At 57.5% G+C, this 26,640-nt stretch carries 24 protein-coding genes; 7 read left to right on the forward strand and 17 right to left on the reverse strand.

Annotation, left to right across the window (positions count from 1 at the left end; all coding sequences use genetic code 11):
* Positions 1-9 precede the first annotated feature (9 nt).
* The 3 genes from ribH to nrdR form a co-directional block, all read right to left on the reverse strand.
* The gene (gene ribH / locus F3I20_RS14040) at positions 10-480 is read right to left on the reverse strand and encodes a 6,7-dimethyl-8-ribityllumazine synthase (protein WP_013356975.1); all 471 of its coding nucleotides are present in this window, start codon (positions 478-480) and stop codon (positions 10-12) included.
* A gap of 90 nt (positions 481-570) precedes the next feature.
* Entirely contained in the window at positions 571-1,671 is a 1,101-nt protein-coding gene (ribD, locus tag F3I20_RS14045) for a bifunctional diaminohydroxyphosphoribosylaminopyrimidine deaminase/5-amino-6-(5-phosphoribosylamino)uracil reductase RibD (protein WP_150037823.1), read from the reverse strand.
* Between the two features lie 3 nt (positions 1,672-1,674).
* A complete protein-coding gene (nrdR, locus tag F3I20_RS14050) occupies positions 1,675-2,124 on the reverse strand; it encodes a transcriptional regulator NrdR (RefSeq protein WP_009091750.1) in 450 nt (149 codons plus the stop codon).
* Positions 2,125-2,309: 185 nt separating this feature from the next.
* On the opposite strand from nrdR, the gene lysM reads away from it, so the two are divergent.
* Together lysM and F3I20_RS14060 are read left to right on the forward strand one after the other, a co-directional pair.
* Positions 2,310-2,747, forward strand: a complete 438-nt coding sequence (gene lysM / locus F3I20_RS14055; protein WP_150013125.1) for a peptidoglycan-binding protein LysM — start codon at positions 2,310-2,312, stop codon at positions 2,745-2,747.
* 16 nt (positions 2,748-2,763) lie between these two features.
* The gene (locus F3I20_RS14060) at positions 2,764-3,342 is read left to right on the forward strand and encodes a SadB/YajI family lipoprotein (protein WP_150037824.1); all 579 of its coding nucleotides are present in this window, start codon (positions 2,764-2,766) and stop codon (positions 3,340-3,342) included.
* Between the two features lie 59 nt (positions 3,343-3,401).
* Here F3I20_RS14060 and secF read toward each other — a convergent pair whose 3' ends face one another.
* From secF to queA, 5 genes are all read right to left on the reverse strand, one after another.
* Positions 3,402-4,370 (reverse strand): protein translocase subunit SecF, encoded by a 969-nt coding sequence (secF, locus tag F3I20_RS14065; protein WP_150037825.1) that lies wholly within the window; start codon positions 4,368-4,370, stop codon positions 3,402-3,404.
* Between the two features lie 10 nt (positions 4,371-4,380).
* A complete protein-coding gene (secD, locus tag F3I20_RS14070; protein WP_150053203.1) occupies positions 4,381-6,228 on the reverse strand; it encodes a protein translocase subunit SecD in 1,848 nt (615 codons plus the stop codon).
* Positions 6,229-6,253: 25 nt separating this feature from the next.
* Positions 6,254-6,586, reverse strand: coding sequence for a preprotein translocase subunit YajC (yajC, locus tag F3I20_RS14075; RefSeq protein ID WP_009091760.1), 333 nt, complete (start codon positions 6,584-6,586; stop codon positions 6,254-6,256).
* On the reverse strand, positions 6,586-7,734 hold the full coding sequence (gene tgt / locus F3I20_RS14080) for a tRNA guanosine(34) transglycosylase Tgt (RefSeq protein WP_033731739.1): 1,149 nt from the start codon (positions 7,732-7,734) through the stop codon (positions 6,586-6,588). The genes yajC and tgt overlap by 1 nt, the downstream gene beginning before the upstream one ends.
* Before the next feature lie 79 nt (positions 7,735-7,813).
* Positions 7,814-8,884: a tRNA preQ1(34) S-adenosylmethionine ribosyltransferase-isomerase QueA gene (gene queA, locus F3I20_RS14085; protein ID WP_033731738.1), complete on the reverse strand. Its 1,071-nt coding sequence runs from the start codon at positions 8,882-8,884 to the stop codon at positions 7,814-7,816.
* Between the two features lie 103 nt (positions 8,885-8,987).
* On the opposite strand from queA, the gene F3I20_RS14090 reads away from it, so the two are divergent.
* From F3I20_RS14090 to F3I20_RS14100, 3 genes are all read left to right on the forward strand, one after another.
* Complete coding sequence (locus F3I20_RS14090) at positions 8,988-9,569, forward strand: ACP phosphodiesterase (RefSeq protein ID WP_150037826.1); 582 nt, start codon at positions 8,988-8,990, stop codon at positions 9,567-9,569.
* Positions 9,570-9,777: 208 nt separating this feature from the next.
* A complete protein-coding gene (locus F3I20_RS14095; RefSeq protein ID WP_150019477.1) occupies positions 9,778-10,590 on the forward strand; it encodes an inositol monophosphatase family protein in 813 nt (270 codons plus the stop codon).
* Positions 10,591-11,847, forward strand: a complete 1,257-nt coding sequence (locus F3I20_RS14100) for a histidine-type phosphatase (protein WP_150037827.1) — start codon at positions 10,591-10,593, stop codon at positions 11,845-11,847.
* Between the two features lie 521 nt (positions 11,848-12,368).
* Here the strand turns inward: F3I20_RS14100 and proY are convergent.
* From proY to phoB, 6 genes are all read right to left on the reverse strand, one after another.
* The gene (gene proY, locus F3I20_RS14105; protein ID WP_150013111.1) at positions 12,369-13,721 is read right to left on the reverse strand and encodes a proline-specific permease ProY; all 1,353 of its coding nucleotides are present in this window, start codon (positions 13,719-13,721) and stop codon (positions 12,369-12,371) included.
* Between the two features lie 70 nt (positions 13,722-13,791).
* Positions 13,792-15,111 carry a branched-chain amino acid transporter carrier protein BrnQ gene (gene brnQ / locus F3I20_RS14110; RefSeq protein WP_013356963.1) on the reverse strand — a complete coding sequence of 440 codons (1,320 nt, stop codon included), beginning with the start codon at positions 15,109-15,111 and terminating at the stop codon, positions 13,792-13,794.
* A 391-nt stretch (positions 15,112-15,502) separates the two neighbouring features.
* Positions 15,503-16,609 carry a cobalamin-independent methionine synthase II family protein gene (locus F3I20_RS14115; RefSeq protein ID WP_150037828.1) on the reverse strand — a complete coding sequence of 369 codons (1,107 nt, stop codon included), beginning with the start codon at positions 16,607-16,609 and terminating at the stop codon, positions 15,503-15,505.
* A 164-nt stretch (positions 16,610-16,773) separates the two neighbouring features.
* The gene (locus F3I20_RS14120; protein ID WP_150037829.1) at positions 16,774-17,694 is read right to left on the reverse strand and encodes a PstS family phosphate ABC transporter substrate-binding protein; all 921 of its coding nucleotides are present in this window, start codon (positions 17,692-17,694) and stop codon (positions 16,774-16,776) included.
* A 19-nt stretch (positions 17,695-17,713) separates the two neighbouring features.
* Positions 17,714-19,027, reverse strand: coding sequence for a phosphate regulon sensor histidine kinase PhoR (phoR, locus tag F3I20_RS14125; RefSeq protein ID WP_150013105.1), 1,314 nt, complete (start codon positions 19,025-19,027; stop codon positions 17,714-17,716).
* A 14-nt stretch (positions 19,028-19,041) separates the two neighbouring features.
* Complete coding sequence (gene phoB / locus F3I20_RS14130; protein WP_003852491.1) at positions 19,042-19,731, reverse strand: phosphate response regulator transcription factor PhoB; 690 nt, start codon at positions 19,729-19,731, stop codon at positions 19,042-19,044.
* Between the two features lie 197 nt (positions 19,732-19,928).
* Here phoB and sbcD point away from each other — a divergent pair, with 197 nt between their 5' ends.
* Positions 19,929-21,128: an exonuclease subunit SbcD gene (sbcD, locus tag F3I20_RS14135; protein ID WP_150013103.1), complete on the forward strand. Its 1,200-nt coding sequence runs from the start codon at positions 19,929-19,931 to the stop codon at positions 21,126-21,128.
* Entirely contained in the window at positions 21,125-24,799 is a 3,675-nt protein-coding gene (locus F3I20_RS14140) for an AAA family ATPase (RefSeq protein WP_150037830.1), read from the forward strand. The genes sbcD and F3I20_RS14140 overlap by 4 nt, the downstream gene beginning before the upstream one ends.
* Positions 24,800-24,828: 29 nt before the next feature.
* On the opposite strand, the gene F3I20_RS14145 is transcribed toward F3I20_RS14140, so the two are convergent.
* From F3I20_RS14145 to F3I20_RS14155, 3 genes are read right to left on the reverse strand one after another with little or no spacing between them, the layout of a single operon-like run.
* Positions 24,829-25,485: a DUF799 domain-containing protein gene (locus F3I20_RS14145; protein ID WP_150037831.1), complete on the reverse strand. Its 657-nt coding sequence runs from the start codon at positions 25,483-25,485 to the stop codon at positions 24,829-24,831.
* The gene (locus F3I20_RS14150; protein WP_150037832.1) at positions 25,482-25,841 is read right to left on the reverse strand and encodes a DUF4810 domain-containing protein; all 360 of its coding nucleotides are present in this window, start codon (positions 25,839-25,841) and stop codon (positions 25,482-25,484) included. The genes F3I20_RS14145 and F3I20_RS14150 overlap by 4 nt, the downstream gene beginning before the upstream one ends.
* A gap of 11 nt (positions 25,842-25,852) precedes the next feature.
* Positions 25,853-26,530 (reverse strand): CsgG/HfaB family protein, encoded by a 678-nt coding sequence (locus tag F3I20_RS14155; protein WP_098051351.1) that lies wholly within the window; start codon positions 26,528-26,530, stop codon positions 25,853-25,855.
* Positions 26,531-26,640 lie beyond the last annotated feature (110 nt).

Raw genomic sequence — 26,640 nt, forward strand, 5'->3', positions numbered from 1 at the left:
TTACAAAAATCAGGCTTTAATGGCTTTCAATACGTTAATCATTTCGAGCGCAGTCAGCGCCGCTTCAGCACCTTTGTTACCCGCTTTGGTGCCGGCACGCTCAATAGCCTGCTCGATGCTTTCAGTGGTCAGCACGCCGAACGCGACAGGAATGTCGCTGTTCATGGCAACGCTGGCGATACCGGAGCTGGCTTCACCCGCCACATATTCGAAGTGCGCAGTGCCACCACGAATAACGGTGCCGAGTGCGATAATCGCATCATGTTTGCCAGAGTTCGCCAGCGCACGTGCTGCCAGCGGCAGTTCGTAAGCACCCGGCACCCAGACAACGGTGATATTTTCATCTTTGACCTGGCCGATACGTTTCAGGGCATCAACTGCGCCATCCAGCAGGCTGTCATTAATGAAGTTGTTAAAACGCGCGATGACGATGGCAACATTGGCCTCAGGCGTTGCAACAGCAGCTTCGATAACTTTCATACTTATCCTTTCAGGGGTTTGGTTGGCCCCGCGCAGGGGGGCGGATTCTATCATACTCTTAGGCGGCGTGCTCTCGCTTTTCCGGGCATGCTATTGCGGTGTCAGGGTCAGACGTAAATCGTCACCGACCTGCCGGACATCGCTGAAACGGAATGCAGGCGCGTCAGCCAGCTGGCTGAGCCCCGGCAGCTGACACAGGCCGCGTCCTTCATGGCCTAACAGCTTAGGTGCCAGATAAACGATCAGTTCATCCACCAGCCCGGCCTGTAACAGGGCACCAGCCAGCGTGGCACCGGCTTCAACCCAGACGCTGTTAATCTGTCGCTGTCCCAGCAGCATCATCATCGCCACCAGGTCCAGGTGCTGTTCGCGCAGCGGAACGGCGATTTGCGTGACGTCGGCGGGCCAGGGCTGCTGATCCGGCTGATGGCGCATCAGCCAGGTTTCGCCAGGCTGTGAGATGAGCCGATGCTGCGGCGTCACGCGATTCTGGCTGTCGATAATCACACGTACCGGCTGACGCAGTTGCTGCTCATCAACCAGAGCCTGGCTGTCAGTATTAAGTTCAGACCAGCGCACTGTCAGCGAGGGATCGTCCGCCAGTACCGTGGCGCTGCTGCTGAGAATGGCGGCGCTTTGCGCCCGCAGACGCTGCACATCACGGCGGGCAGCCTCAGAGGTGATCCACTGACTCTCGCCGCTGGCCATGGCGGTCCGGCCATCCAGCGACGCGCCAAGTTTGAGCTGAATCCAGGGAAAGCCAGTGCGCATCCGCTTGAGGAAGCCGCGATTCACGGCTTCGGTTTCCTGCATCATCAAACCATGGCTGACGTCAATGCCCGCCTGATGCAGACGGTGCAGCCCGCGACCCGCGACCTGCGGATTCGGGTCCTGCATGGCGGCCACGACCCGCTTCACACCGGCGGCGATCAGCGCATCACAGCAGGGGGGTGTGCGGCCATGATGACTGCACGGTTCGAGCGTGACATAGGCAGTTGCGCCACGCGCTTTCTCATCAGCCATGCGCAGCGCGTGGACTTCAGCATGCGGTTCACCGGCGCGCTGGTGCCAGCCCTCACCCACGACTTCGCCATCGCGCACAATCACGCAGCCGACATTCGGGTTCGGCATGGTCGTAAAACGGCCGCGTCGCGCCAGCTCCAGCGCGCGCGCCATATAGCGTTCATCCATACTTTAATCCTGTAACCGGGCGATCTCTTCGCCAAAATCCCGGATATCTTCAAAGCTGCGGTAAACCGAGGCGAAGCGGATATAGGCCACCTTATCGAGTTTTTTCAGCTCATCCATCACCAGATTGCCAATCAGCTTACTGGGGATCTCACGTTCACCCGTGGCGCGCAGCTGCGTTTTAATATGGTTTACGGCGCTTTCCACCGCGTCAGCGCTGACCGGACGCTTCTCAAGCGCTTTCATCATCCCGCTGGCCATTTTGTCTTCATTGAAAGGCTCGCGCACATCATTGCTTTTCACCACGCGGGGCATCACCAGTTCCGCCACCTCAAAGGTGGTGAAGCGTTCATGACACATCAGACACTGGCGGCGGCGGCGCACCGAAGAGCCTTCACTAACCAGACGAGAATCAATCACTTTGGTGTCCACAGCGGAGCAGAATGGGCAATGCATGACGTTTCCTGACGCGAGAGTGATGGGTCAGACAGTGTAGCGCGAACTGCGAATCAACAAAATCTCTTCGTGCCTTTCAGAGGATTCACCTCTCAGGATAAACGATGCTAAATTTCGCCTGCAGCAAAAGGGACTACGCTTTAAGGGCTGCAATTGAAATTTTCCACTAACACATTGGAGGTTGTATGGGTCTGTTTAACTTTGTGAAAGAAGCGGGTGAAAAATTGTGGGATGCCGTGCATGGCGGTGATGACCAGAATAAAAAGCTGCAGGAGCACATCAACAAACTCGGATTACCCGACAGCGACAAAGTTGATGTCAAAGTGAATGGTGATACCGTCACGGTGACCGGCGATGGCCTCTCTCAGGAGCTGAAAGAGAAGATTCTGATCGCGGCAGGTAACGTGGCAGGCATCACGAAAGTGGAAGACAAGGTCACCGTGACAGACAGCGCGGCCGAGTCAGAGCTTTACACCGTGAAGAAAGGCGACACGCTGAGCGCTATTTCTAAACAGGTTTACGGCAACGCTAACGAATATAACAAGATTTTCGAAGCGAATAAGCCAATGCTCACCCATCCTGATAAAATCTATCCTGGCCAGGTTTTACGTATTCCAAAATAACGGACAAGGATAACTTATGAGCAGGATGGTTTGGGTTCCGGTTGCGCTCTCTTTGGTGACGCTGAGCGGCTGCAGCAGCACGGCCAGCAATCCGCAGGTCAGAGAGTTGCATCAGGAAGTGAGTCAGCTTAATCAGCAGATGCAGCATCTGACCATGCAGGCCAGCGCGCTGGAAATTCAGGGGCAGCTTAACAGCCAGTTGCAGCAAGGTGCCTGGCTGGTGCCACAGGCGAACACGCCGGTAGCGTTGCAGACTCAGCTCGGCACGCTGCGACTGACGCTGTCCCCTGTCACTGCAGAAGCCAGCGGCTCGCGGGCAACCCTGACGGTGCGTTCAATGGACGATCGGCCTTTGCCCGCCCTGCACGCGACGGTGATCTGGGGTGAACTCGATCCGGCGACCGGTAAACCACTGAGCAGTGATAGTCTGACTCAGACGGTTGCGGTGCCTGACTCACTGCTGCCGCAGCATTCGGCGAGTATCCCGCTTCGACTCAGCGGCCTGACCCCGGAGCAACTGGGTTATGTTCGTGTGCATAACGTGTCCGCTGACACCCCGTCCCAGACCTCCCCTGCGGCATCCGCTAACCCTTAGCCGTGGTGCAAAAAAAACGGGCAGCCAAAAGGCTGCCCGTTTTTATTTCTGACGCGTGATTAAGGCAGGATAGAAGGCTGATCGGCGCCCTCTTTCTCAACCTTCTGCACCAGCATATGTTCACGCTTCATGCCCAGCTTCAGCGCCAGCGCCGAAGAGACATAAATGGATGAAATCGTACCAATCGTCACACCAATCAACATGGTCAGTGAGAAGCCTTTCAGCAGCGCACCACCAAAGATGAACAGGATAAGGATCATCGCCAGTGTAGTCAGCGAGGTAATCAGGGTACGGCTTAACGTCTGGGTCAGTGATACGTTGGTAATATCGTAAGCGCTGCCGCGACGGATCTTGCGGAAGTTTTCACGAATACGGTCAGAGACCACGATTTTATCGTTAAGCGAGTAGCCAATCACCGACATCAGTGAGGCAACAATCGTCAGGTCGATTTCAATGCGGAACAGCGCCAGCAGGCCGCAGGTGATGATCACGTCATGCGCCAGCGCCAGCACGGTACCCAGTGCCAGACGCCACTCAAAGCGGAAACCGATATAGATCAGAATCGCAATCAGTGCAGACAACAGCGCCATCGCACCCGCCTGCGCCAGGTCGCTACCCACACTCGGGCCAACGAACTCAATGCGTTTAACGGTCGCGTTTTGCTGCGTGGTCTGGTTGATCACCGACACCACTTTATTGCCTAACTCGGTACCTGCCGGGCCGGTAACCGGTGCCATACGCACCATCACGTCGCGGCTGCTGCCAAAGTTCTGCACCAGCGGCTCGTCAAAGCCCGCTTTCACCAGATCGCTGCGCAGCGTGTCGAGGTCGGCCGGTTTCTCCAGCGCGATCTCAATCACCGTACCACCGGTGAAATCAAGGCCCCAGTTAAAACCACGCACGCCCACGATCGCAATCGCGGCCACAATCAGCAGTCCCGAAATGATGAAGGCCAGCTTATCCCAGCGCATAAAGTCGACGACTTTACGCCCGTGGTTTAACTGCTCAATGTTATATTCCTGTGCCACAACGCACTCCTCAGATAGACAGCTTGTTGATGCGTTTGCCACCGTAAACCAGGTTAACAATGGCACGGGTACCGATAATCGCGGTGAACATTGAGGTCGCGATACCAATTGCGGTGGTAATCGCAAAGCCTTTAATCGAACCGGTGCCGACCGCGTAAAGAATGATAACTTTGATCAGGGTGGTCACGTTCGCATCGACAATACTGGAGAAGGCGCCTTTGTAGCCCTCATGTATTGCCTGCTGAACCGAGCGCCCGTTGCGCAGCTCTTCTTTAATACGTTCGTTAATCAGTACGTTGGCATCAACTGCCACCGCCAGGGTTAACACGATACCGGCAATACCCGGCATGGTCAGGGTCGCGCCAGGCAGCAGGGACATGATGCCGACAATGAGCACCAGGTTAACCAGCAGCGCACTCGTCGCAATCAGACCAAACTTCTTATAGAACACCACCATAAACAGGATCGACGCGAGCAGACCCCACAGGCAGGCTTCCAGACCCTGAGTAATGTTCTGCTGACCCATGGTCGGCCCGATAGTACGCTCTTCCACAATCTGGATGGGCGCAATCAACGCACCGGCACGCAGCAGCAGCGATAGCTGACGCGCTTCGTTCGGGTTGTTGATACCGGTGATGCGGAAGCTGTTCCCCAGGCGAGACTGGATATTAGCGACGTTAATCACCTCTTCCTGTTTCACCAGAATGGAACGGCCATTAGCATCTTTCTTACCGCTGTCCTTGTACTCCACAAACAGGGTCGCCATCGGCTTGCCGATGTTGTCCTTGGTGAAGTTGGACATGATGTTACCGCCTGCGCCATCCAGTGAAATGTTCACCTGGGGCTGGTTGTACTCATCCATGCTGGAGGTCGAGTCAGTGATATGGTCACCGGTCAGAATCACCCGCTTGTAGAGCACGACGGGCTGGCCGTCACGCATCTTTTTGACTTCGGAGTCACCCGGCACCCGGCCACTGGCCGCAGCAGTAGGATCCACGGTGGTGTTTACCAGACGGAATTCCAGCGTTGCGGTGGCACCCAGAATCTCTTTGGCGCGCGCCGTATCCTGAATACCCGGCAGCTCAACCACAATACGATCGGCCCCCTGACGCTGAACCAGCGGTTCCGCCACGCCCAGCTGGTTCACACGGTTACGCAGAATCGTGATGTTCTGCTGAACCGCATATTCACGCGCTTCGCTGAGACGGGCATCGCTCATGGTGGCACGCATTGCATCGCTGCCGCTGCTGTTGATCACCAGATCCTGATGACGGGAACTCAGCCAGGAGATCGCGGCATCGCGGCTGGCGGCGTCACGGAAACGAATTTCCACGCCGTAGTTCGCGATTTTATTGACGTTGGTATAGGGGATATTTTTGGCGCGCAGGTCGCTACGCAGCGTATCAGCATTCTGCTCCTGCAGTTTGCTGAGTGCGGTGTCCATGTCCACTTCCATCAGGAAGTGCACGCCACCACGCAGATCAAGACCGAGTTTCATCGGTTCTGCTGACAGCATGGTCAGCCAGCGCGGCGTGGCAGGCGCGAGGTTGAGCGCCACGACGTAGTCTTCACCCAGCGCTTTCATGATCGCTTCACGGGCGCGTAACTGCACATCCGTATTGGCGAAGCGCGCGGTAATCGCACCATTTTCCAGCGCAACAGATTTGCTCTGGATATTGTCCTGTTTTAATGCGGACTGAATCTGATCCAGCGTCTGCTCACTGGCGGCGCTTCCGCGCGCACCAGTGATTTGAACGGCCGGATCCTCACCATAGAGGTTGGGAAGCGCATAGAGCAGGCCGACGAGAATCACGACGACCAGCATCACATACTTCCACAAAGGATAACGGTTTAACACGGCAGTTCCCTTAGGGAAGAAAGAATTACAGCGCCTTGATAGTGCCTTTTGGCAGCACGGCAGCGACAAAATCACGTTTAATGACGACTTCATTGGTGTCATTCAGCGCGATAGCGACGTAGCCCGTGTCAGAGACTTTTGTGACGCGACCGACCAGGCCACCGCTGGTCAACACTTCATCGCCCTTTGAGATGGAATCCATCAGCTTCTTGTGCTCTTTCGCACGTTTCTGCTGCGGACGCAGGATCATGAAATAGAAAATCAGACCAAACACCACCAGCATGATCACCAGAGAATACGGACTTCCCTGAGACGGAGCGCCTGCTGCGGCCACGGCGTCAGAAATGAATAAGCTCATTAAATTTCCCTCATTGATGAATTATCAGACGTTAATGGCGGAACTTCTTTGCCCGTCCGTTGGTAAAACTCAGTTACAAAGCGCTCTAATTTACCCTCTTCGATGGCCTGGCGTAAACCTGCCATCAGACGCTGGTAGTAGCGCAAATTGTGGATAGTATTCAGACGCGCGCCCAGTATTTCGTTACAACGGTCGAGATGATACAAGTAGGCACGGCTATAATTGCGACAGGTGTAACAATCACACTCCGCATCCAGCGGTGCAGTGTCATCTTTGTAGCGGGCGTTGCGAATCTTCACCACACCTTCGGTTACAAACAGATGACCATTTCGCGCATTACGGGTTGGCATCACGCAGTCAAACATATCGACGCCGCGACGGACGCCTTCAACCAGATCTTCTGGCTTGCCGACACCCATCAGATAACGCGGTTTATCCTGCGGAAGCTGCGGACAGACATGCTCAAGAATACGGTGCATGTCCTGCTTAGGCTCACCCACCGCCAGGCCGCCCACAGCGTACCCATCAAAGCCAATCTCTACCAGACCTTTCACCGAGACATCTCGTAAATCTTCGTAAACCGAGCCCTGAATAATGCCAAATAAGGCATTTTTATTACCCAGGCTGTCGAAACGGTCACGACTGCGTCGCGCCCAGCGCAGCGACATCTCCATAGAGCGTTTAGCGTAGTCCCAGTCCGCCGGATAGGGTGTGCATTCATCGAAAATCATCACGATGTCGGAACCCAGGTCATACTGGATCTCCATCGATTTTTCCGGATCGAGGAAGATCGGGTCGCCATTGATCGGGTTACGGAAATGGACGCCCGCTTCGGTGATTTTACGGATGTCACCCAGGCTGAAGACCTGGAAGCCGCCGGAATCGGTCAGAATCGGCCCTTTCCACTGCATAAAGTCATGCAGATCGCCATGCAGTTTCATGATCTCCTGGCCGGGACGCAGCCAGAGGTGGAAGGTATTGCCCAGAATAATCTGCGCGCCGGTTTCCTGCACTTCTTCCGGCGTCATGCCTTTCACGGTGCCGTAGGTGCCAACGGGCATAAACGCCGGGGTTTCCACCACGCCGCGATCAAAAATCAGACGGCCACGGCGTGCGCGTCCGTCTGTGGTATCAAGTTCAAATTTCACAAAGCCTCCATCGGAGAAACAGTCCGATGCAGATAACCTTCAGTCGCATGACAGGCGATTCCGGCTATCGGTTAATAAATCAGTCGCCCACTTTTTCCAGCGGCGCCTGCGGATTTTTGCTGATAAACATCGCGTCTCCATAACTGAAGAAACGATATTGCTCAGCCACGGCTGCGCGATACGCGGCCATGGTGTGCTGATAACCGGCAAACGCCGAGACCAGCATAATCAGTGTTGATTCAGGCAGATGGAAATTGGTAATCAGTGCATCGATCACCTGATACTCATAGCCCGGATAGATGAAAATCTGGGTATCGTCGAAGAACGGCGCAATCAGGGCATCCTGACTCGCTTTGGCGGCGCTCTCCAGTGAACGAACGGAAGTGGTGCCAACAGCAACCACCTTGTTGCCACGCGCTTTACAGGCCAGTACCGCGTCGACAACCTCCTGCGGCACTTCGGCATACTCCGCGTGCATGTGATGCTCTTCGATGGTTTCGACACGTACCGGCTGGAAGGTGCCTGCACCTACATGCAGCGTCACAAAGGCCATCTCAATGCCCTTCTCTTTCAGCGCCTGCAGCAGCGGTTCATCGAAGTGCAGACCGGCGGTCGGGGCCGCGACGGCACCCGGACGGGCACTGTAAACCGTCTGGTAAAGCTCGCGATCCGCCTCTTCATCCGGACGGTCGATATAAGGCGGCAGAGGCATGTGGCCGACGCTGTTGAGGATGTCGAGCACAGCACGCTCATCATCAAACGCGATCTCAAACAGGGCATCGTGGCGTGCCACCATGGTCGCTTTCACGCTCTCATCTTCGCCCAGCAGCAGTTCTGCACCCGGCTTCGGCGCTTTTGAAGCGCGCACATGCGCCAGCACGCGCTTGTCGTCGAGCATCCGCTCCACCAGCATCTCGATTTTGCCGCCGCTGGCTTTACGGCCAAAGACGCGCGCCGGAATCACACGGGTGTTGTTGAACACCAGCAGATCGCCTGGATTCAGCTTATCCAGCACGTCGGTGAAAACACCGTGCGACAGCGCACCACTGGGACCGTCGAGCGACAGCAGACGACAGCCGCTGCGCTGCGCCTGGGGATAGTGAGCAATCAGGGATTCGGGCAGTTCAAAAGCAAAATCGGCGACACGCATTGAAATGTTCTTTCTCAGGCAAAAACAGGCGGCACAGTTTAGCGGAAAACCGACCAATTCTGAACAACTGGCTGCGCAAAGGCAGTTCTGCCTATAATGCGGCATGAACTTCCTTGCTCATCTCCATCTGGCTAAGCTGGCCGACAGCTCCTTACTCGGCAATTTAATGGCCGATTTTGTGCGTGGCAACCCGCACCAGCACTGGTCCGCGCCTGTCGCAGACGGCATTCTGATGCATCGTCGCCTGGATGTGATGACCGATGCGCTGCCGGAAGTGCGCAGCGCCCGTCAGCTGTTTCGTGCGGAAACCTATCGTGTGGCCCCGATTACGCTGGACGTCATCTGGGACCATTTTCTGGCACGCCACTGGCAGCAATTTACGCCCGACCAGACGCTGGTGCAGTTTTCTGCCACCGCCGAGCGCGAAATCCTGCCGCAGCTGGCCGACACGCCTTCTGAATTTCAGGCACTCAACGCGGTGATGTGGCGCGAGCGGTGGTTTGAGCATTATGCCCAGCCTGCGCGGCTGGAGCGGGTGCTGCACGGCATGGCCAGCCGCCGTCCACGACTGGCGGCACTGTGCGACTCTTACCACGATTTCACGCAACATTATGATCAGCTGGAAGCGCTGTTTTTTGTTTTTTATCCGCGTTTAATGGCGCTGGCGACCAGCAGAACCCTCTAAAACCCGATCCTCTGCTGCCGGGCTGACGGACACGCGCTTTTACCTGATGAAAAAAGCCGGCCACCCGGCTCAGCACCATCTTGCCATTGCTGCTTATCTGCGGCTTAATGAAGCCTTTCTTAACAATAGTGAAGTCAATTTCACAGCCAGACCGCCTGTTCAGGCGCGCCTTCCGTTCGTTATGGCAAAAAAATCATAAGAGGAAAAGATGTCATCCGCTTCGCATTCTGAAATAGACGCGCGTTACCGTTACGCCTGCGACATCGCCCGTGCGGCGGGCAGCCGGGCCTTATCATGGTATCAGCAGCGTCAGACACTGGTAGTGGAACACAAAAGGGATTTGCAGGACGTGGTCAGCGAGGCTGATCGTAACGTTGAGGCATTAATTAAGACCTTAATTGCTGAACGTTTTCCTGAGGATAGCGTCTATGGCGAAGAAAGCGGCGGCGAGGTTGAGGGCGCGCCCTTTATCTGGGTTGTCGATCCAATCGATGGCACCGCCTGTTTCGTCAACGGCCTGCCTAACTGGTGCGTTTCGCTGGCGGTGCTCTGCGAAGGCGAACCGGTGATCGGTGTAGTCTGCGATCCCAATCATCAGGAGCTGTTCCACGCACGGGCAGGCCAGGGAGCATGGCTGAATGAAAGTCGCCTGCAGGTTCATGACGCAGCGCATCTCAATGAGGGATTACTTGGCATCAGTAACTCCAGCCGGACGCCGGGCGAAAGCGTCTCACGCCTGATCGGCGGCTTAATTGAACAGGGTGGTATGTTTATTCGCATCGGTTCGGGTGCGCTGACCAGCGCCTGGGCGGCAGCCGGTCGGCTGATTGGTTACTACGAAGCGCATATGCATCCGTGGGATAGTCTGCCGGGCATCGTTCTTATGCGCGAAGCAGGCGGCGTCACCAATGATTATTTGCGTAATGAAGGCCTGAAAAACGGTAACCCGGTGTTGCTGGCCAATGCGGCCCTGTATCCAAAAATTAAAGCGCTGACCGGCAACGGCGCACTGGAAGAGTAAATGACGCTGCCAACCCTTTGCCGCTGTGCGCTGATGCTCGGTTCTCTCTGGCTGTTAAGCCCGGCGACACAGGCGGCGGATTACCAGCTGGAGAAAGTGGTTGAGCTGAGCCGTCACGGCGTACGTCCGCCCACGCCAGGCAATCGTAAAGAGATTGAAGCCGCCAGCCAGCAACCCTGGACACAGTGGACCACTGCCGATGGCGAGCTGACGGGTCATGGCTACAGTGCCGTGGTGAATAAAGGACGCTGGGAAGGCGAGCACTATCGCCAGCTCGGCCTGCTGGGTACGGGCTGTCCGGACGCCGATCAGGTCTACGTGCGCGCCAGTCCGTTGCAGCGCACCCGTGCCACGGCTGCGGCGCTGACGGACGGCGCGTTTCCCGGCTGCGGCGTAACCGTGCATCACGTCGCGGGCGATGTTGATCCCCTGTTTCAGAGTGAAAAGCTGACGGTCACCCGGACCGATCCCGCGCAGGAACTGGCGGCTAAACAGCAGAAAGCGGGCGATCTGGCACTCCTGCAACAGCAACTGCAGCCGGCGATTCAGCAACTGAAAGCCGCCGTCTGTCCCCCCGCAACGGCTTGTCCCCTGTTTGATGCGCCCTGGACGTTCCGGCAAACCCGCAACGGGAATAGTTACGTTTACGGGCTGAGCGTGATGGCGAGCATGGTTGAGACGCTGCGACTGGGCTACAGCGAAAACCTGCCTTTCGATCAGCTCGCCTGGGGACACATCACTTCGGCCGCGCAGATCACCTCCCTGCTGCCGCTGCTGACCGCCAACTACGATCTCAGCAACGACCTATTCTACCTGGCGCAACGCCGTGGCTCGATACTGCTCAACACGATGCTGGAGGCGATCGCTGCCGATAGCTCGCCGGGCCGCTGGCTGATTTTCGTCGCGCATGACACCAACATTGCGATGGTGCGCACCCTGATGGACTTTAACTGGCAGTTACCCGGCTACTCGCGCGGTAACATTCCGCCGGGCAGCAGTCTGGTGCTGGAGCGCTGGCGCGACACGCGCAGCGGCGAGCGTTTTTTACGGCTCTATTTTCAGGCGCAGAGTCTGGATGGACTCCGTCACCTGCAACCGATTGATGATAAACATCCGTTATTACACCAGGAATGGCATCAGCCTGACTGCAGAGTTACCGATGTCGGCCTGCTCTGCCCTTATCAATCCACACTGACTCAGCTCCGGAAAAACCTGGATAACAGCGCTGTACTGCCGGTTTCGGTTATATTTCCCTGAGTCTGTCGCTAATCAAATTAAGGCCGCAGCCGCAATGCGGCCTTAATAATGTTAACCGCTGTTAATTAACGTCACTCCGACCTTTTCTTATTTAATTAACCTGACTATCAGCGCCACGCATTTTCATTTACGATAGTCCTGTCAATCATCCCTTTATTATCTATTTTCCTGTAATTCTTGCGTATTTCGGCGACTGGTTTCGCCGTTTTTTATTTTCGCCTCTCGGCTTCTTTAGTACGCTGTGCCCGTATAGCGGCACGTTCCTGCGCATGAAGCACCATTAACACCTTTGCCCGCCTGTAACCTTCAGCGATATTCACTGCCCGTTTAAATAATGTTTTCGGGATAGATGCGCCGTAATAAACGGGCGCAGAGTCTTATTTCGCTGACAGTGGCTTAACGCGTAATAAAAGAAGTCAGCGTTTTGGCGCAGATCACAAAAATAAGCAGTGATATGAGAAAATAAAAGAGGAAAATGGCGGGTTCTGCTCCCCCAAAAATAGGGAGAGCAGAGCAGGAGATTAGCGTGGTTTACGTACCAGCTTATAGCCCAGCAGCAACAGCACAATCCACACCATGCCAACATAGAGTGAAATGCGGGTATCGGGGAAATAACCAATCAGACCGATAATAAAGCAGAGGAACGCCACGCCAACACCCGCCGTCCAGCTGCCACCTGGCAGCGCAAACTGCAGCTTACTCGCCGCCTCTTTGCCAATTTTGCGACGGAAGGCGATCTGCGACAGCAGAATCATGATCCAGACCCACACCGTTGCAAAGGTCGCCAGCGAGGCGATCACCAGGAAGACTTTTTCCGGCATCAGGTAGTTGAGATAGACCGCAATCAGCATGGCGAACATCATCACCACCACCGTCACCCACGGAATCCCGCGCGACGAGACCTTCATAAAGACTTTCGGCGCATGACCCTGCTGCGCCATCCCGTGCAGCATGCGGCCCACGCCAAAGACATCGCTGTTAATCGCCGAAAGTGACGCGGTCAGCACCACGAAGTTGAGAATCGAGGCGGCTGCGGCGATCCCCAGATGCTGGAAGGTCAGCACAAACGGGCTGCCCGACGTCCCCACCTGGTTCCACGGGTAGATCGACATAATCACAAACAGCGTGCCGACATAAAAGACCAGAATGCGCCACGGTACCGAGTTAATCGCGCGCGGAATCGACTTCTCCGGATCTTTCGCTTCACCGGCGGTGATACCGATGATTTCGATGCCGCCATAGGCGAACATCACCATCTGCAGCGACAGCAGCATGCCGACGACGCCGTGGGCGAAGAAGCCGCCGTTGGTCCACAGGTTATGGATACCGGTCGGCTGACCGCCATTGCCAATCCCCCAGATAATCATGCCGAAACCGGCCAGAATCATTACGATGATGGTGGCGACTTTGAAGAAGGAGAACCAGAACTCCACTTCGCCGAACACCTTCACGCTCATCAGGTTGACGGCACCGATGATCAGCACCACGCTCAGCACCCAAATCCAGTGCGGCACCTCGGGGAACCAGACGCCCATGTAGATGCCGAATGCGGTGACGTCCGCAATCGCCACAATCAGGATTTCAAAACAGTAGGTCCAGCCGGTGATATAGCCCGCCATCGGCCCAAGATAGTCCTGCGCGTAGCGTGAGAATGAGCTGGCCTGAGGATTGTTAACGGACATCTCACCCAGCGCGCGCATGATGATGTAGGCTACTGCTCCGCCGATGATATAGGCGAGCAGCACGCTCGGTCCGGCCATTTTTATCGCGTCGGCGGAACCGTAAAACAGCCCGGTGCCAATCGCCGATCCCAGCGCCATAAAACGGATGTGGCGCGTGCTCAGTCCGCGTTTGAGCTTGTTGGTTTCTTGCATAACAACCTGTACCTGTGAAATGAAAAAACCACGGGCAAGCCCGTGGTTAAAGAAGAATCAGTGCGCTCTGTTACGAGTGAACCGTCACCTGTTCCGGTCCTTTCACCCGATCCACAACAGCGGCAATCAGCAGCATTACCAGCGACGGTGGCAACCAGGCGAGACCCTGGTCAGCCAGCGGCAGATGCTGACTGAATGCCGGTAGCAAATCTTTAAACCCGGTGGTTTTAATCGCATCAACAATGCCAAACAGCAGGCTTACCAGCATCGCTGGCGCGATAATCCGGCTGCTCTTATTCCACCAGTTAAGGGTGAAACTCAGTACGACCAGCACGATACAGGGCGGATAGATCGCCGTCAGTACCGGGATGGAGATCTGAATCAGGTGGCTCAGGCCGAGATTCGACACCACCATCGAGAACAGACCCAGAATAAACACCAGCGTTTTATACGACAACGGCAGGTATTGCGCAAAAAATTCCGCACAGGCACAGGTCAGGCCGACGGCGGTCACCATACAGGCGACGAAGATCAGCGCGGCCAGGAAGAAGCTGCCCATGCTGCCAAAGGTATGCTGAACATACGCGTGCAGAATCGCGGCACCATTGGCATTTTGATCCACCAGCGCGCCGCTGCCCGCGCCCAGTTTAAACAGGCAGAGGTAGACCAGCGTCAGCCCCAGACCGGCAATCAGTCCTGCCAGCACGGTATAACGGGTCAGCAGTGCGGCATTATCAACGCCGCGTGAACGGGCGGCATTAACGATCACGATGCCGAACACCAGCGCGCCCAGCGTATCCATGGTCAGATAGCCATTAACAAAACCGCTGGAGAACGCCGCACGCTGATAATCCGCGGTCGCCGGAATGGTACCGCCCGCAGGCCAGACCAGTGCAGCCACACCCAGCACGGTCAGCGCGATAATTTTTAGTGGTGCCAGGAAGTGCCCTACCGTGTCGAGCAGCTTGCCCGGATAGAGCGACACGCCAATCACCAGCGCGAAGTAGATCAGGCTATAGATGAATAGCGGCAGCGCGCCATCGCCGGTCAGCGGTGCAATGCCCATCTCAAACGAGACGGTTGCCGTGCGCGGGGTGGCAAACAGCGGCCCGACAGCCAGATAGCACACGGTGGCCAGCACGATGCCAGCGACCTTGCCAATGGGGGTGCTGAGCGCATCCACGCCGCCGCCGACGCGGGCCAGCGCGATCACAGTCATCACAGGCAGACCGACTGCGGTAATCAGAAAACCAATCGCGGCTGTCCAGACGTGTTCGCCAGACTGAATACCGACCATGGGCGGGAAAATGATGTTGCCCGCGCCAACAAACAGGGCGAATGTCATAAAGCCCAGCGCGAGAATGTCCTTCGAAGTTAAACGATGTGTCATACGGCCTGTCACTGATGTTGCGGTGGAAGTTGGGTTAGTGTTGTCCCCTCGCTGCGTGCAAACCGCGACCAGGCTGACAATGTCAGCGCATTATGCTCGTCGCAGGGTAAAGCGCAGGTGATTTAAGCTGCTTTTATTCTGTTCACAGAGGGATGGATCGACAACGGCGCTAAGTAAAACGTTTATAGCGGTGAAAGGCAATACAGGATCGGAAAACCAGAAGGTTATGCCGCCATTTTTTCAAAAGGCAGTGGATAGCGTTAATTTTTGCCGCAGGCACACAAGATGATGTGCTTAAATAACAGACAGAGCGTGAGAAAACCCCGCATAAATGGCCCGGAAGATACACAAAAGGCGCGTTTTACGCGCCTGTCTGCACAACGTTACAGCATTACCAGACCTGATTAGCGATATCGACCACTAAACGAATCTTCTGCCACTGCTCCGCTTCGCTCAGGCTATTGCCCTCTTCGGTAGAGGCAAAGCCGCACTGCGGGCTGAGGCAGATCTGGTCCAGGCTGACATACTGCGTCGCCTCTTCCAGCCGGGCTTTCACCTGCGCCGGATCTTCCAGCTCACCCACTTTGGTGGTAATCAGGCCCAGAACGACCTGCTGATGGCCCGGCTTAACGTAACGCAGTGGCTCAAAGCCGCCGGAACGGGCGTTGTCATACTCCAGGAAGAATGCATCCACGTTGACGCTGCCGAACAGGATTTCTGCCACAGGTCCGTAGCCGCCCTCTGAGATCCAGGTTGAGCGGAAATTACCGCGACAGACATGCAGACCCACGGTCAGATCGGCAGGTTTATCTTCCAGCGCTTTATTCAGCACCTGCGCATAGGTCTGGGCCAGCTGATCCGGATCGTCGCCACGTGCGCGGATATCGCGCTTCTGATCTTCGGAACAGAGATACGCCCAGACGGTGTCATCCAGTTGCAGATAGCGGCAGCCCGCGTCGTAAAACGCCTTGATCACCTGTTTGTAAGTCTGCGCCAGATCGTCGAAGTAGTCCGCCAGATCCGGATAGACCGCCGAATCAATCACTTTGCGGCCACCACGGAAGTGCAGCACGCTGGGGCTGGGAATGGTCATCTTCGGCACCGCATCACCGGCAATACTCTGCAGGAAGCGGAAATGGTCGAGCATCGGGTGATCCGCCGGGAAACCGAGTTTGCTCACCACTTTCACGCCATGCGCTTTGGTCTGCACGCCATTAAACTGAATGCCCTGCTCTGCTTCATAGCTCTCAACGCCGTCAAGACCATAGAAGAAGTCGAAGTGCCACCAGCCACGGCGGAACTCGCCGTCTGTCACCACTTTCAGACCATTTTCACGCTGTTTCGCGACCACGTCGCGGATTGCCGCATCTTCAACCTGACGCAGGGCGGCGGCATCAATCTCTCCGGCTGCAAACTGTTCGCGTGCCTGCTTAATCGCAGCGGGACGCAGGAAGCTGCCAACGGTGTCGGCGCGGAACGGGGCGGTTTCTCTTTGCATGATCACTCCTGTCTCTCCTGCAAATGATTACGGCAGGAAATAATTACATTCTGATATAAATAGCCATCTGGATGGCTATATGTCTGAATGCAGAGTGACACGAGTCACCTTTGTCTGCAACTGAAGAAAATTCAGCGATGGTGAAAAAAATTCAGGTTGGAAGATTATTGCAGCGCTGCGCGCGCCTGCGCCATCTGGCTTTCAGACAGCGGCAGGTAGCCCGCTTCGCTGACCCGTCGCTGGCCTTGAGGAGAAAGCACCTGCTGCAGAAACGCGGCCACCAGCGGCGGCAGCGGTTTACCCGGCGCTTTGTTGACGTAGAGATAGAGCGGACGCGCCCAGGGATAGCGGCCACTGCGGATAGCATCGGCATCCGGAACAATCGCCTGCCCCTGGTCATTCATCACCGCCAGCATTTTTACGCCACTGAGGTGAAAGCCAAAACTCGCGTAGCCGATGCTGCGCGCATTACCGGCCACCGCCTGCACTACCGCGGCCGAGCCGGGAAACTCCGCTACGTCGCTGCGGAAATCGCCTTTGCACAGCACCTGCTGTTTGAAGAACCCCCAGGTGCCGGAGGCGGAGTTGCGGCCATAACGCTGAATCGGTCGTTTGCGCCACGGGTCGCCGGTTAAACCAAGATCACCCCAGCGCAGCGGCACATTGTGCGCGCCACAGAGGCGGGTAATGGAGAAAATAGCGTCGAGCTGATGCGGTTCAATCTGCTGCAGTGGATTGCGCTGATTGACCACCACCACCAGGGCATCCATCGCCACCGGTACCGCCAGCGGCGGATAGCCGTAGCGCGCCTCAAAGGCCTGGCGTTCGTCGGCTTGCATCGGTCGGCTCATCGGCCCGAGCTGAGCGGCACCCGCCGCCAGCGCGGTCGGCGCGGTAGACGAACCAGAGGCCTGAACCTGCACATTCACGCCCGGTGCCTGGCGGCTGAAATCTTCGCCCCACAGGGTCATCAGATAGCCGAGCGTGTCAGATCCGACGCTGCTGAGATTGCCGGAGAGCGCGCCGGGCTGGGCCAGCGCCAGGCCCGGCAGCAGAGAGATGATTAACAAAAGAAGGAGGCGCATCAGCGAGATCCGGCAGCGATTAATGAACGGCATTCTCCTGCATCACGCTGCTGACAATCAACCTCGCGGGCAGCGTAAAGGTAAAACAGGTCTCTTTATGCGGCACGCTGGTGATATCGAGCCGCGCGTTGTGGTGGCTCAGCGCATGTTTCACAATCGCCAGTCCCAGCCCGCTGCCGCCGGTGGCGCGTGAACGCGCTTTATCAACCCGGTAGAACCGCTCGGTCAGACGCGGAATATGTTCTGAGGCAATACCCGGCCCGTTGTCGCACACCCGGAAGGTTGCGCCCTGCTTGCCACGCAGCCAGCTGATATCGATCCGCGTGCCCTCCGGAGTGTGATTCACCGCGTTGTAAACCAGGTTGGAGATGGCGCTGCGCAGCTGTTCGTCGTTGCCGAACACTTTCAGATGGGGATCGGTATGAAAATGGATATCGTGCCGACCGCCACTCAGTGTCGCCGCCTCATGCTGCAGCAGTTTCAGCATCACCGGCACATCGACCTTCTCTTTGAGATCGATCGCAGGCGCGGCTTCAATGCGCGACAGCGTCAGCAGCTGTTTCACCAGGCTGTCCATTCGACGCGTCTGCTCCGACATGGTGTGCAGCGCTTTGCTGCGCGAAGGCTCGCTCATCACCGAGTCGTTCATCATCTCCAGATAGCCCTGCAGCACGGTGAGCGGTGTACGTAACTCATGGCTGACGTTGGCAAAGAAGTTGCGGCGCGCCCCTTCCAGCTGATGCATCTGCGTCACATCACGGGCCACCAGTAACCATTGCCCCTCGCTGTAGGGCATGACGCGGAATTCCATGTGAAGTTTGTTGTTCAGCACCAGCGTCAGCGGCTTGTCAAAATCGCGCTGACGAAGATAGCGGGAGAACTCCGGGTAACGCAGCAGATTGAGGATATTCTGGCCATTATCTTCCGGCCAGCGCAGGCCAAGGTGTTGCTGCGCCAGGCCGTTACACCAGAAAATCGTGCCCTCTTCCGTGGTCAGGATCACCGCATCCGGCAGCGACTCGGCCCCGCTGCGGAAGCGTTTAATCAGGTTGCCCAGTTCACGCCGCCGCCGCCGGTTGCGCAGTTGCATCTGGTAAAGCCCATAAAACAGCGGTTCCCAGCTGGCACGCCCGGTCGGTGGCGTCATGGTGCGGTCGAGCCACAGCCAGTGCGACAGCCGCATCAGATTGTGGAAATGCCACAACAGCACCACCAGCACGCTCAGCAGCAGCCACCAGGACAGGCCGCCAAGCAGCAGGCCCAGCAGCGCCGCGGGCAGACAGGCCAGCAGCAGTTCTGTCAATAATCTCTTCCAGGAGAGGCGTTCCAGCACGGTAAAGGCTCCGTTTAGTAGCGGGCAGAGAAACGATACCCTGTTCCACGGACGGTTTGTACCATGCGATCGTGGCCGGAGACCTCCAGCGCTTTACGTAAACGGCGAATGTGAACATCGACAGTGCGATCTTCCACATACACATTGGTGCCCCAGACGTGGTTCAGCAGCTGCTCGCGGCTGTAGACTCGTTCCGGGTGGGTCATAAAGAAGTGCAGAAGCTTATATTCGGTAGGGCCCATCTCCAGCGGCGTGGTTTCGGACATCACGCGATGTGAGGAGGGATCCAGACTCAGCCCCTGCATCTCAATGACTTCTTCCACCGCCATCGGCGAAATGCGGCGCATCACCGCTTTGATCCGCGCCATCAGCTCTTTGGGTGAAAACGGCTTGGTAATGTAATCATCGGCACCCACTTCCAGGCCACGTACCCGATCTTCCTCTTCGCCGCGCGCGGTGAGCATCATCACCGGGATATCACGGGTCATCGCCTCGCGCTTCAGATGCTTGATAAACTGAATACCGCTGCCACCGGGTAACATCCAGTCCAGCAAAATAAGATCGGGCCAGGGTTCAATCAGCTTGCCAACGGCGCTGTCATAATCTTCCGCCTCGATTGGCTGATAGTCGTTCTGCTCCAGAACAAAACACAACATTTCACGGATGGGGGCTTCATCCTCCACAACCAAAATGCGCTTAGCCATTATTACTCCTGCTGATTATGACGGCTGTCACTGAGATTCGCGGCGTCATTATGCGTCAGATTTGTGACACTTTTATGAAAAACATAACCTGCCTGTAACCTCACTGGTAATCATTTATGACAGCGCAGCGACATTTTTTTGCTTTGGTCGCAGAGCCAGTATAATCCCCCGGCGAATCACAACGGCAGGGACTCATCATGCGCATTATTCATACTGCGGACTGGCATCTGGGGCAGTTCTTCTACAACAAAAGTCGGGCGGCGGAACATCAGGCGTTTCTCGACTGGCTGTTGATCCAGATTGAACAGCATCAGGTGGATGCGCTGATTATTGCAGGCGACCTGTTTGATACCGGCACGCCGCCCAGCTACGCCCGCGAGATGTTTAACCGCTTCGTGGTGGCGTTGCAGCCCACCGGCTGTCAGCTGATTGTGCTGGCGGGTAACCACGACTCTGTGGCGACGCTGAATGAGTCGCGCGAGCTGCTCGCCTGTCTCAATACCCGGGTGATCGCGACTCCGCAGGCGCAGGATGATGTGTTGCTGCTCAACACCCGTCAGGGCGAACCGGGCGCGCTGCTGTGTGCCATTCCCTATCTGCGCCCGCGCGACATCCTGCGCAGCCGGGCGGGTCAGTCGGGCCGCGACAAACAGACCTCGCTGCTGGAGGCAATCGCCCACCACTATCAGCAGCGTTTCGCCGCTGCCCAGGCACTGGGTTATGCGCTGCCAGTCATTGCTACCGGTCATCTCACTACCGTCGGCGTCAGCCAGAGCGATTCCGTACGTGACATCTATATCGGCACGCTGGACGCCTTCCCGGCCAGCGCCTTTCCGGCGGCTGACTATATTGCGCTCGGCCATATTCATCGCGCCCAGCGCGTGGCGGGCAGCGAGCATATCCGCTACAGCGGCTCGCCGATTCCGCTGAGCTTTGATGAGCTGGGCGTGGAAAAAAGCGTCTTCCTGCTGGAACTGGCGGCCAGCGGCCTGCAGTCAGTCACGCCGCTGGTGGTGCCGCAGGCGCAGCCGATGCAGGTGCTGAAAGGATCGCTGGCGCAGATTGCAGAACAGCTAAATGCCTTCAGTGCGGCAGAGCAGGAAAAACCGACCTGGCTCGACATCGAAGTGACCACTCAGGAGTACCTCAGCGATCTGCAACGTCAGGTCGAAACCCTGACCGCCACACTGCCGGTCGAGGTATTGCTGCTGCGCCGCAGTCGTGAACAGCGGCAGCAGAGCCTGGCGCGGCTCGACAACGAAACACTGAGTGAGCTGAAGGTGGAAGAGGTCTTTGCCCGCCGCCTGGCGCTGGATGAGGCGCTGCAACCGGCGCAAATCGACGAGATGACCACGCTGTTCCGCCAGACGCTGGCCGCCATGGAAGAGACCCAATGAAGATCCTTACGCTACGGTTTAAAAACCTCAATGCCCTGCGCGGTGAATGGTTCATCGACTTCCGCGCCGAGCCTTTTGCCAGCAACGGTCTGTTCGCGATTACCGGTGCCACCGGGGCGGGTAAAACCACCCTGCTGGACGCCATCTGCCTGGCGCTCTATCACCAGACGCCGCGCCTTGGCGCGATTTCCCAGAGCCAGAATGCGCTGATGACCCGCGACTGCGCAGAATGTCTGGCTGAGGTCGAGTTTGAGATCAAAGGTGAAGCGTGGCGCGCCTTCTGGAGCCAGAACCGCGCGCGCGGCACCGCTGACGGCAAGCTACAGGCACCGCGCGTTGAGCTGGCGCGCTGTGACGATAACACCATTGTTGCCGATAAGGTTGGTGACAAGCTGAAGCTGATCGAAACCCTGTCAGGTCTTGATTTCGAACGCTTCACCCGCTCAATGATGCTGTCACAAGGCCAGTTCGCCGCCTTCCTGAATGCCAAAGCCAGTGAACGCGCCGAACTGCTGGAGGAGCTGACCGGCACCGAAATTTACGGCCTGATTTCCGCGGCCATCTACGAGCGTCATAAAGAGGCGAAGACCCGGCTGGATCTGCTGCGCAGCCAGGCGGGTGCGATGGCGCTGCTGGATAGCGACGCCCGCGACGCGCTGCAACAGCAGCTCAGCGATCTGACCAGGGCTGAACAGCAGCTCAGCGCGGATTATCAGCAGGCGCAGCAACAGCAGCAGTGGCAGCAACAGGCAGAGCAGTTACAGCAGGAAAGTGCGCAGGCTGAAGCGGCAGTACAGCAGGCGCAGGCTGCCTCACAGGCGGCTGAAACCGACCGCCAGCGACTGGCTCGCAGCGAACCGGCTGAAAAACTGCGGATTAAACTGCAGCAGCGTGACGCATTGCGCAGTGAACAGCAGCAGGCTGAGAGCCGCTATCAGCAGCTTAATGCGGCGCAGCAGCAGGCCCAGAACCAGCAGCAGCAGCATCAGCAGCACTACGCAGCCGCTCAGACCACCCGCCAGCAGGCGTTGCAGGAACAGCAGCAGCAGGAGAGCCTGCTGACGGAACAGGTGCTGCCGCTGGATCAGCGCATTACAACGCTGCAGCAACAGCTTGCAGAGCAGCAGCAGGAAAATGCCCGGCAGCAGCAGCATGCCGACCAGACCCAGGCCAGCCTGACGCAGCAGAAGCAGCAGGTCGTGGGCTGGCAGCAGGCGATTGCCGAACAGCATCAGTTACGCGAGCAGCTTGCCGATCTGCCGCACTGGGGCGCTTCGCTGCCGGTATGGCAGGAGAACTTTGCCCTGCTGGCACAGCGTGAGGCGACGCTGGCGGCACTGACACAACAGCGCGAGCAGCAACAGCAACAGATCGATGCGCAACAGGCAAAACAGCAACAGCAGGCACAACAGTCACTGCCGCGCCAGCAGGCGGAGCAACAGGCCCGCCAGGCGCTTTTGCAGGCGGAGCAGGCACTCACTTCGCTTCATGAACAGCATCCACCCGCTGCACTGCGGCAGGCATTAAGCCAGTTGCAGAACAGCCGTCCGGCGCGTCAGCAACTGCTGCTGATCTCAACGCAGTGGCAGCCGCTGCACCAGCAGCTGGGCCAGCGCCAGCAAAGGCTGAGCGCGCTGGAAAAAGCGCATCAGCAGAGTGAAGCGGAACTTCAGAGCCTGCGCGAGACGTGGAAACGCGAAAAACAGCAGCTGGATGATGTCGAAAAAATCTGCGCGCTGGAGCAGCAGATTGTCGACCTCAGCGATTTCCGCGCCCGGCTCACCGCCGATCAGCCCTGCCCGCTGTGCGGCTCCTGCACCCACCCCGCCGTCGGGGCCTACAGCACACTGGAAGTAAGTGCTAACCAGCAGCGCCGGGCTGCGCTGCAGCAGCAAACCGAGGCACTGCGCGAAGCGGGCACGGCAAAAAACGAACAGCTGAAGCAATCAACGGTGCAGCAGCAGACCCTGCGCGAGGAAATCGCCGGGATGCAGCAACAGCTTGAACTGCTTGAGCAGCAATGGCAGGCGCTGAGCGGTGAGCTGGCACTTACCTTCCCGCTTGCCGATCGCGAGGCCTTAGCCGCGTGGCAGCAGCAGCAAAGCGAACGTGAAAGTCAGCTTGAGCAGCAGCGACAGGCTCAGGAGGCCGCCGGACAGGCGCGTCAGGCCGCAAAGGATTACCATCTTCAGCAGCTGCAGGCCTGGCAGCAGCACCAGCAGGCCGAACAGCTGGCGCAGCAGTCGCTGACCAGCCTGCAACAGGCACTGGATGCGCTGCAACAGCGCCAGCAGCAGGAACAGCAGGCCTGGGAGCAGTTGCTGCGCCGTCTTGAGCAGCAGTTCAGCGCACACCATCTTGCCCTGCCCGATGCCGCCGATCGCGATGCGTGGCTGGCGGAGCAACAGCGACGCTGGCAGCGCTGGCAGGAAAGTGAGCAGTTGCTCGCTAACCTGCAGCCGCAGCTGTTAAAAGGGGAAACCCAGCTCACTGCCCTGCAGCATCAGGCTGAACAGGAACAGCAGCAGCTCACGATCCGTCAGCAGCAGCAGCAGCAGAGCCAGGCGCAGCTCAGCGAAATGCGTCAGCAGCGTCTGGCGCTGTTTGGCGATCGCGATGTCGCCCACGCCCGTCAGCAGCTGCAGGCCCGCGTTCAGCACGCTGATGAACAGCTGGCACAGCAGCTCACCGCCCTGCAACAGGCGCAGGCTGAGGTCAGTCGCCTGCAGGGTGAGCTGTCGGGGCTGGAAAATCAGCGTCAGACGCTCAGCGGCAAACTGGCAGAGGCGGAAAGCGCTCTGCAGCAGGCACTGGAGCGCGCCGGATTTGCCGATGAAGCCAGCCTGCGCGAGGCGCTGCTGGATGAGCAGACTGCGCTGCAACTGCGCCAGCAGTTGCAGCAGCTCGATCAGCAATGTCAGCAGCAGCAGGCGCGACGGGCGGATCTGCATCAGCGGCTCAGCGCCCATCAGCAGGCGAAGCCCGACGCGATGCCGGAATCTGCGGACGCGCTGGTGCAGCAGCTGGAGCTGTTACGGCTGGCCCTGCGCGACAACGCCAGCCAGCAGGGTCAGATTCAGCAGCAGCTGCACAGTGACGCCAGCCTCCGCGCCCGACAGCAGAGCCTGATGACGCAGATTGAACAGGATGGTGTGGTGCTGGCGCAGTGGAGCCTGCTCAACGATCTGATCGGCTCCGCCAGCGGCGATAAATTCCGGCGCTTCGCCCAGGGATTAACGCTGGATCATCTGGTCGCGCTCGCCAACCGTCAGCTCGATCGGCTGCATGGCCGTTATCTGCTGCAGCGCCGGGCGCAGGATCTGCTGGAGCTGGATGTCGTCGATACCTGGCAGGCCGACGCCGCACGCGATACCCGCACGTTATCAGGTGGCGAGAGCTTCCTGGTCAGTCTGGCGCTGGCGCTGGCGTTATCGGATCTGGTCAGCCATAAAACGCGCATCGAATCGCTGTTTCTGGATGAGGGATTCGGCACGCTGGATGCTCAGACACTGGACACCGCGCTGGATGCCCTGGACGCGCTGAACGCCAGCGGCAAAACCATTGGGGTGATCAGCCACGTGGAAGCGATGAAAGAGCGCATCCCGGTGCAGATTAAAGTCCGCAAAATGAATGGCCTGGGTTACAGCCAGCTGGAGCTGCCGCAGGGATAACGGGCGCCAGAGCGCCCGTCTGAGTCTGATCAGCGGGCGCTGACGACTTTGTAGCGAGGGCCAGTGAGTAATCCGCCCTGCTCGTTCTGTGCCAGCAGACGATTGCTGGTCAGCCCGGCCACGGTATGGGCTTTGTCAGTGACGTTGTCGGAAATCTGTTTGATCGCCGCGCTAACCAGAATACCAATCACGCCGTTGTTGTTATTGTTGCCCTGATCATTGTCGGTAGCGGTGGCGGAACCCTGCCAGATCTCTTTGCCGCTGCGTAAATCCACCAGCCGTGCTTTGGCGGTCACGGTAGTCACGCTGTCGATCACCCGATAGCTGCTGCCATAGTCGCTGATCGAGATATAGAGCGCGCTGTCGGCGTGGAAGATCTCATCCAGACGTTTCGCGCTGACCGCCTGGGCGTCGCTGCCGCTGGTCAGGCCATTCTGCTGAAAGGTCTCTTCAACCACCGCCACCGGGAAGACGTAGTAACCGGCTTCGGCCAGCGGACGCGTCACCAGCGAGTTCAGGCTGTGCGCAGCGTTGATATCCGGTGAGGTGTTAGCGGCAGGCAGCACCAGAATCGAGGCGGGCTTGCTGGCACGAAACGCCGTGTAGTCGTAGGGTTTTTTTGGCTGCGCACAGCCGGTCAGCAACAGCACCATCAGCGCGCCGCTCAGGGCAATCCATTTTTTCACTGTACCACTCCTTGTTTTTTACTCATCAGAAAATCCATGTAAGGTGCCGATTCGGGAAACAGCTGCTTCTCGGTAGCGAACTGACCAAACGCTTTATTGGTATCGCCGGTTTTTGCGTAGAGCAGGCCGAGCTGAGCATGCAGGCCTGGCGGTACGGGCTGACCCGCAGCACGGGCTTTTTCCACATCCAGATTCAGCGCATCGATCTGCTTCAGCGGATCGCCGCTTTGCTGATAGTAGCTATAAATCTGTTCCTGATAGTCGCCCCAGTAGTAGATGGTTTTCGGTGCTTTTGGCGCACAGCCTGCCAGCAGCGCTGCTGCCATCAGCAGGCTGCTCAGTGTCATCATTTTCATTTACTGCTTCCTTATTTAGCCGGACGCCATGCGCCGTTGTTGATTCCATCCACTAAATGATCGACCGCTTCGCGAATCGCCAGATCCATCACTTTGCCGTTCAGCGTCGAGTCATAGCTGCTGGTGCCGCCAAAGCCGATCACTTCACGTGCCGAAAGCTGGTACTCGCCCGCACCCTGGGTGCTGTAAACCACTTCAGAGGTGGCGACATCCACCACGTTGAGATTCACTTTGGCATAGGCGATCTGAGTTTTGCCGCGGCCCAGAATGCCCCACAGCTGCTGATCGCCTACTTCTTTGCGACCAAACTCGGTGATATCACCGGTGATGATGTAGTTCGCGCCTTTGATATTCTGCTGGCTGCGTTTGAAGTCTGACTCCTGCTGCAGCTCTTTCAGGTTGCTGCGATCCAGCACGCTGAAGCGGTTGGTCTGCTGCAGATGGGTAATCAGAATGGTTTTCGACTGATTACCCAGCCGATCGACGCCATCAGAGAAGATGCCGTTCATGTACGAGGAGCGGTTATCAAACTGACCTACCGCAATCGGGCTGCGCACGCCCTGATAAACCGGCTGGCTGGCTGCGCGAACCTGTGGCGCCTGAATTGCCCGTGAAGATTCGGTGGCACAGCCGCTGATCAGCGAGGTGGTTAACAGGGAGAGTGCCGCAAAGGCATATTTTTTCTGCATTTCTAATCCATGAAGTGAAAAGAGACATCATCCGCACAGGGGCGGTAAATTCTGGTTCTGCCGACAGTCGGAGGAATGCCATAGCATTCAGCAGGCCGGTCTGTAGACTG

The organism is Candidatus Pantoea gossypiicola, assembly GCF_008632075.1.
In the GTDB taxonomy this organism is placed as follows: Bacteria; Pseudomonadota; Gammaproteobacteria; order Enterobacterales; family Enterobacteriaceae; genus Pantoea; species Pantoea gossypiicola.

Excerpts from the sequence above, each read along its gene's own strand:
- F3I20_RS14090 (WP_150037826.1), top strand. The coding sequence starts at position 8,988 with ATGAACTTCCTTGCTCATCTCCATCTGGCTAAGCTGGCCGACAGCTCC.
- queA (WP_033731738.1), bottom strand. The coding sequence starts at position 8,884 with ATGCGTGTCGCCGATTTTGCTTTTGAACTGCCCGAATCCCTGATTGCT.
- proY (WP_150013111.1), bottom strand. The coding sequence starts at position 13,721 with ATGCAAGAAACCAACAAGCTCAAACGCGGACTGAGCACGCGCCACATC.
- F3I20_RS14115 (WP_150037828.1), bottom strand. The coding sequence starts at position 16,609 with ATGCAAAGAGAAACCGCCCCGTTCCGCGCCGACACCGTTGGCAGCTTC.
- ribH (WP_013356975.1), bottom strand. The coding sequence starts at position 480 with ATGAAAGTTATCGAAGCTGCTGTTGCAACGCCTGAGGCCAATGTTGCC.
- F3I20_RS14120 (WP_150037829.1), bottom strand. The coding sequence starts at position 17,694 with ATGCGCCTCCTTCTTTTGTTAATCATCTCTCTGCTGCCGGGCCTGGCG.
- F3I20_RS14060 (WP_150037824.1), top strand. The coding sequence starts at position 2,764 with ATGAGCAGGATGGTTTGGGTTCCGGTTGCGCTCTCTTTGGTGACGCTG.
- F3I20_RS14095 (WP_150019477.1), top strand. The coding sequence starts at position 9,778 with ATGTCATCCGCTTCGCATTCTGAAATAGACGCGCGTTACCGTTACGCC.
- phoB (WP_003852491.1), bottom strand. The coding sequence starts at position 19,731 with ATGGCTAAGCGCATTTTGGTTGTGGAGGATGAAGCCCCCATCCGTGAA.
- lysM (WP_150013125.1), top strand. The coding sequence starts at position 2,310 with ATGGGTCTGTTTAACTTTGTGAAAGAAGCGGGTGAAAAATTGTGGGAT.
- F3I20_RS14150 (WP_150037832.1), bottom strand. The coding sequence starts at position 25,841 with ATGAAAATGATGACACTGAGCAGCCTGCTGATGGCAGCAGCGCTGCTG.
- sbcD (WP_150013103.1), top strand. The coding sequence starts at position 19,929 with ATGCGCATTATTCATACTGCGGACTGGCATCTGGGGCAGTTCTTCTAC.
- ribD (WP_150037823.1), bottom strand. The coding sequence starts at position 1,671 with ATGGATGAACGCTATATGGCGCGCGCGCTGGAGCTGGCGCGACGCGGC.
- F3I20_RS14100 (WP_150037827.1), top strand. The coding sequence starts at position 10,591 with ATGACGCTGCCAACCCTTTGCCGCTGTGCGCTGATGCTCGGTTCTCTC.
- F3I20_RS14140 (WP_150037830.1), top strand. The coding sequence starts at position 21,125 with ATGAAGATCCTTACGCTACGGTTTAAAAACCTCAATGCCCTGCGCGGT.
- brnQ (WP_013356963.1), bottom strand. The coding sequence starts at position 15,111 with ATGACACATCGTTTAACTTCGAAGGACATTCTCGCGCTGGGCTTTATG.
- F3I20_RS14155 (WP_098051351.1), bottom strand. The coding sequence starts at position 26,530 with ATGCAGAAAAAATATGCCTTTGCGGCACTCTCCCTGTTAACCACCTCG.
- yajC (WP_009091760.1), bottom strand. The coding sequence starts at position 6,586 with ATGAGCTTATTCATTTCTGACGCCGTGGCCGCAGCAGGCGCTCCGTCT.
- nrdR (WP_009091750.1), bottom strand. The coding sequence starts at position 2,124 with ATGCATTGCCCATTCTGCTCCGCTGTGGACACCAAAGTGATTGATTCT.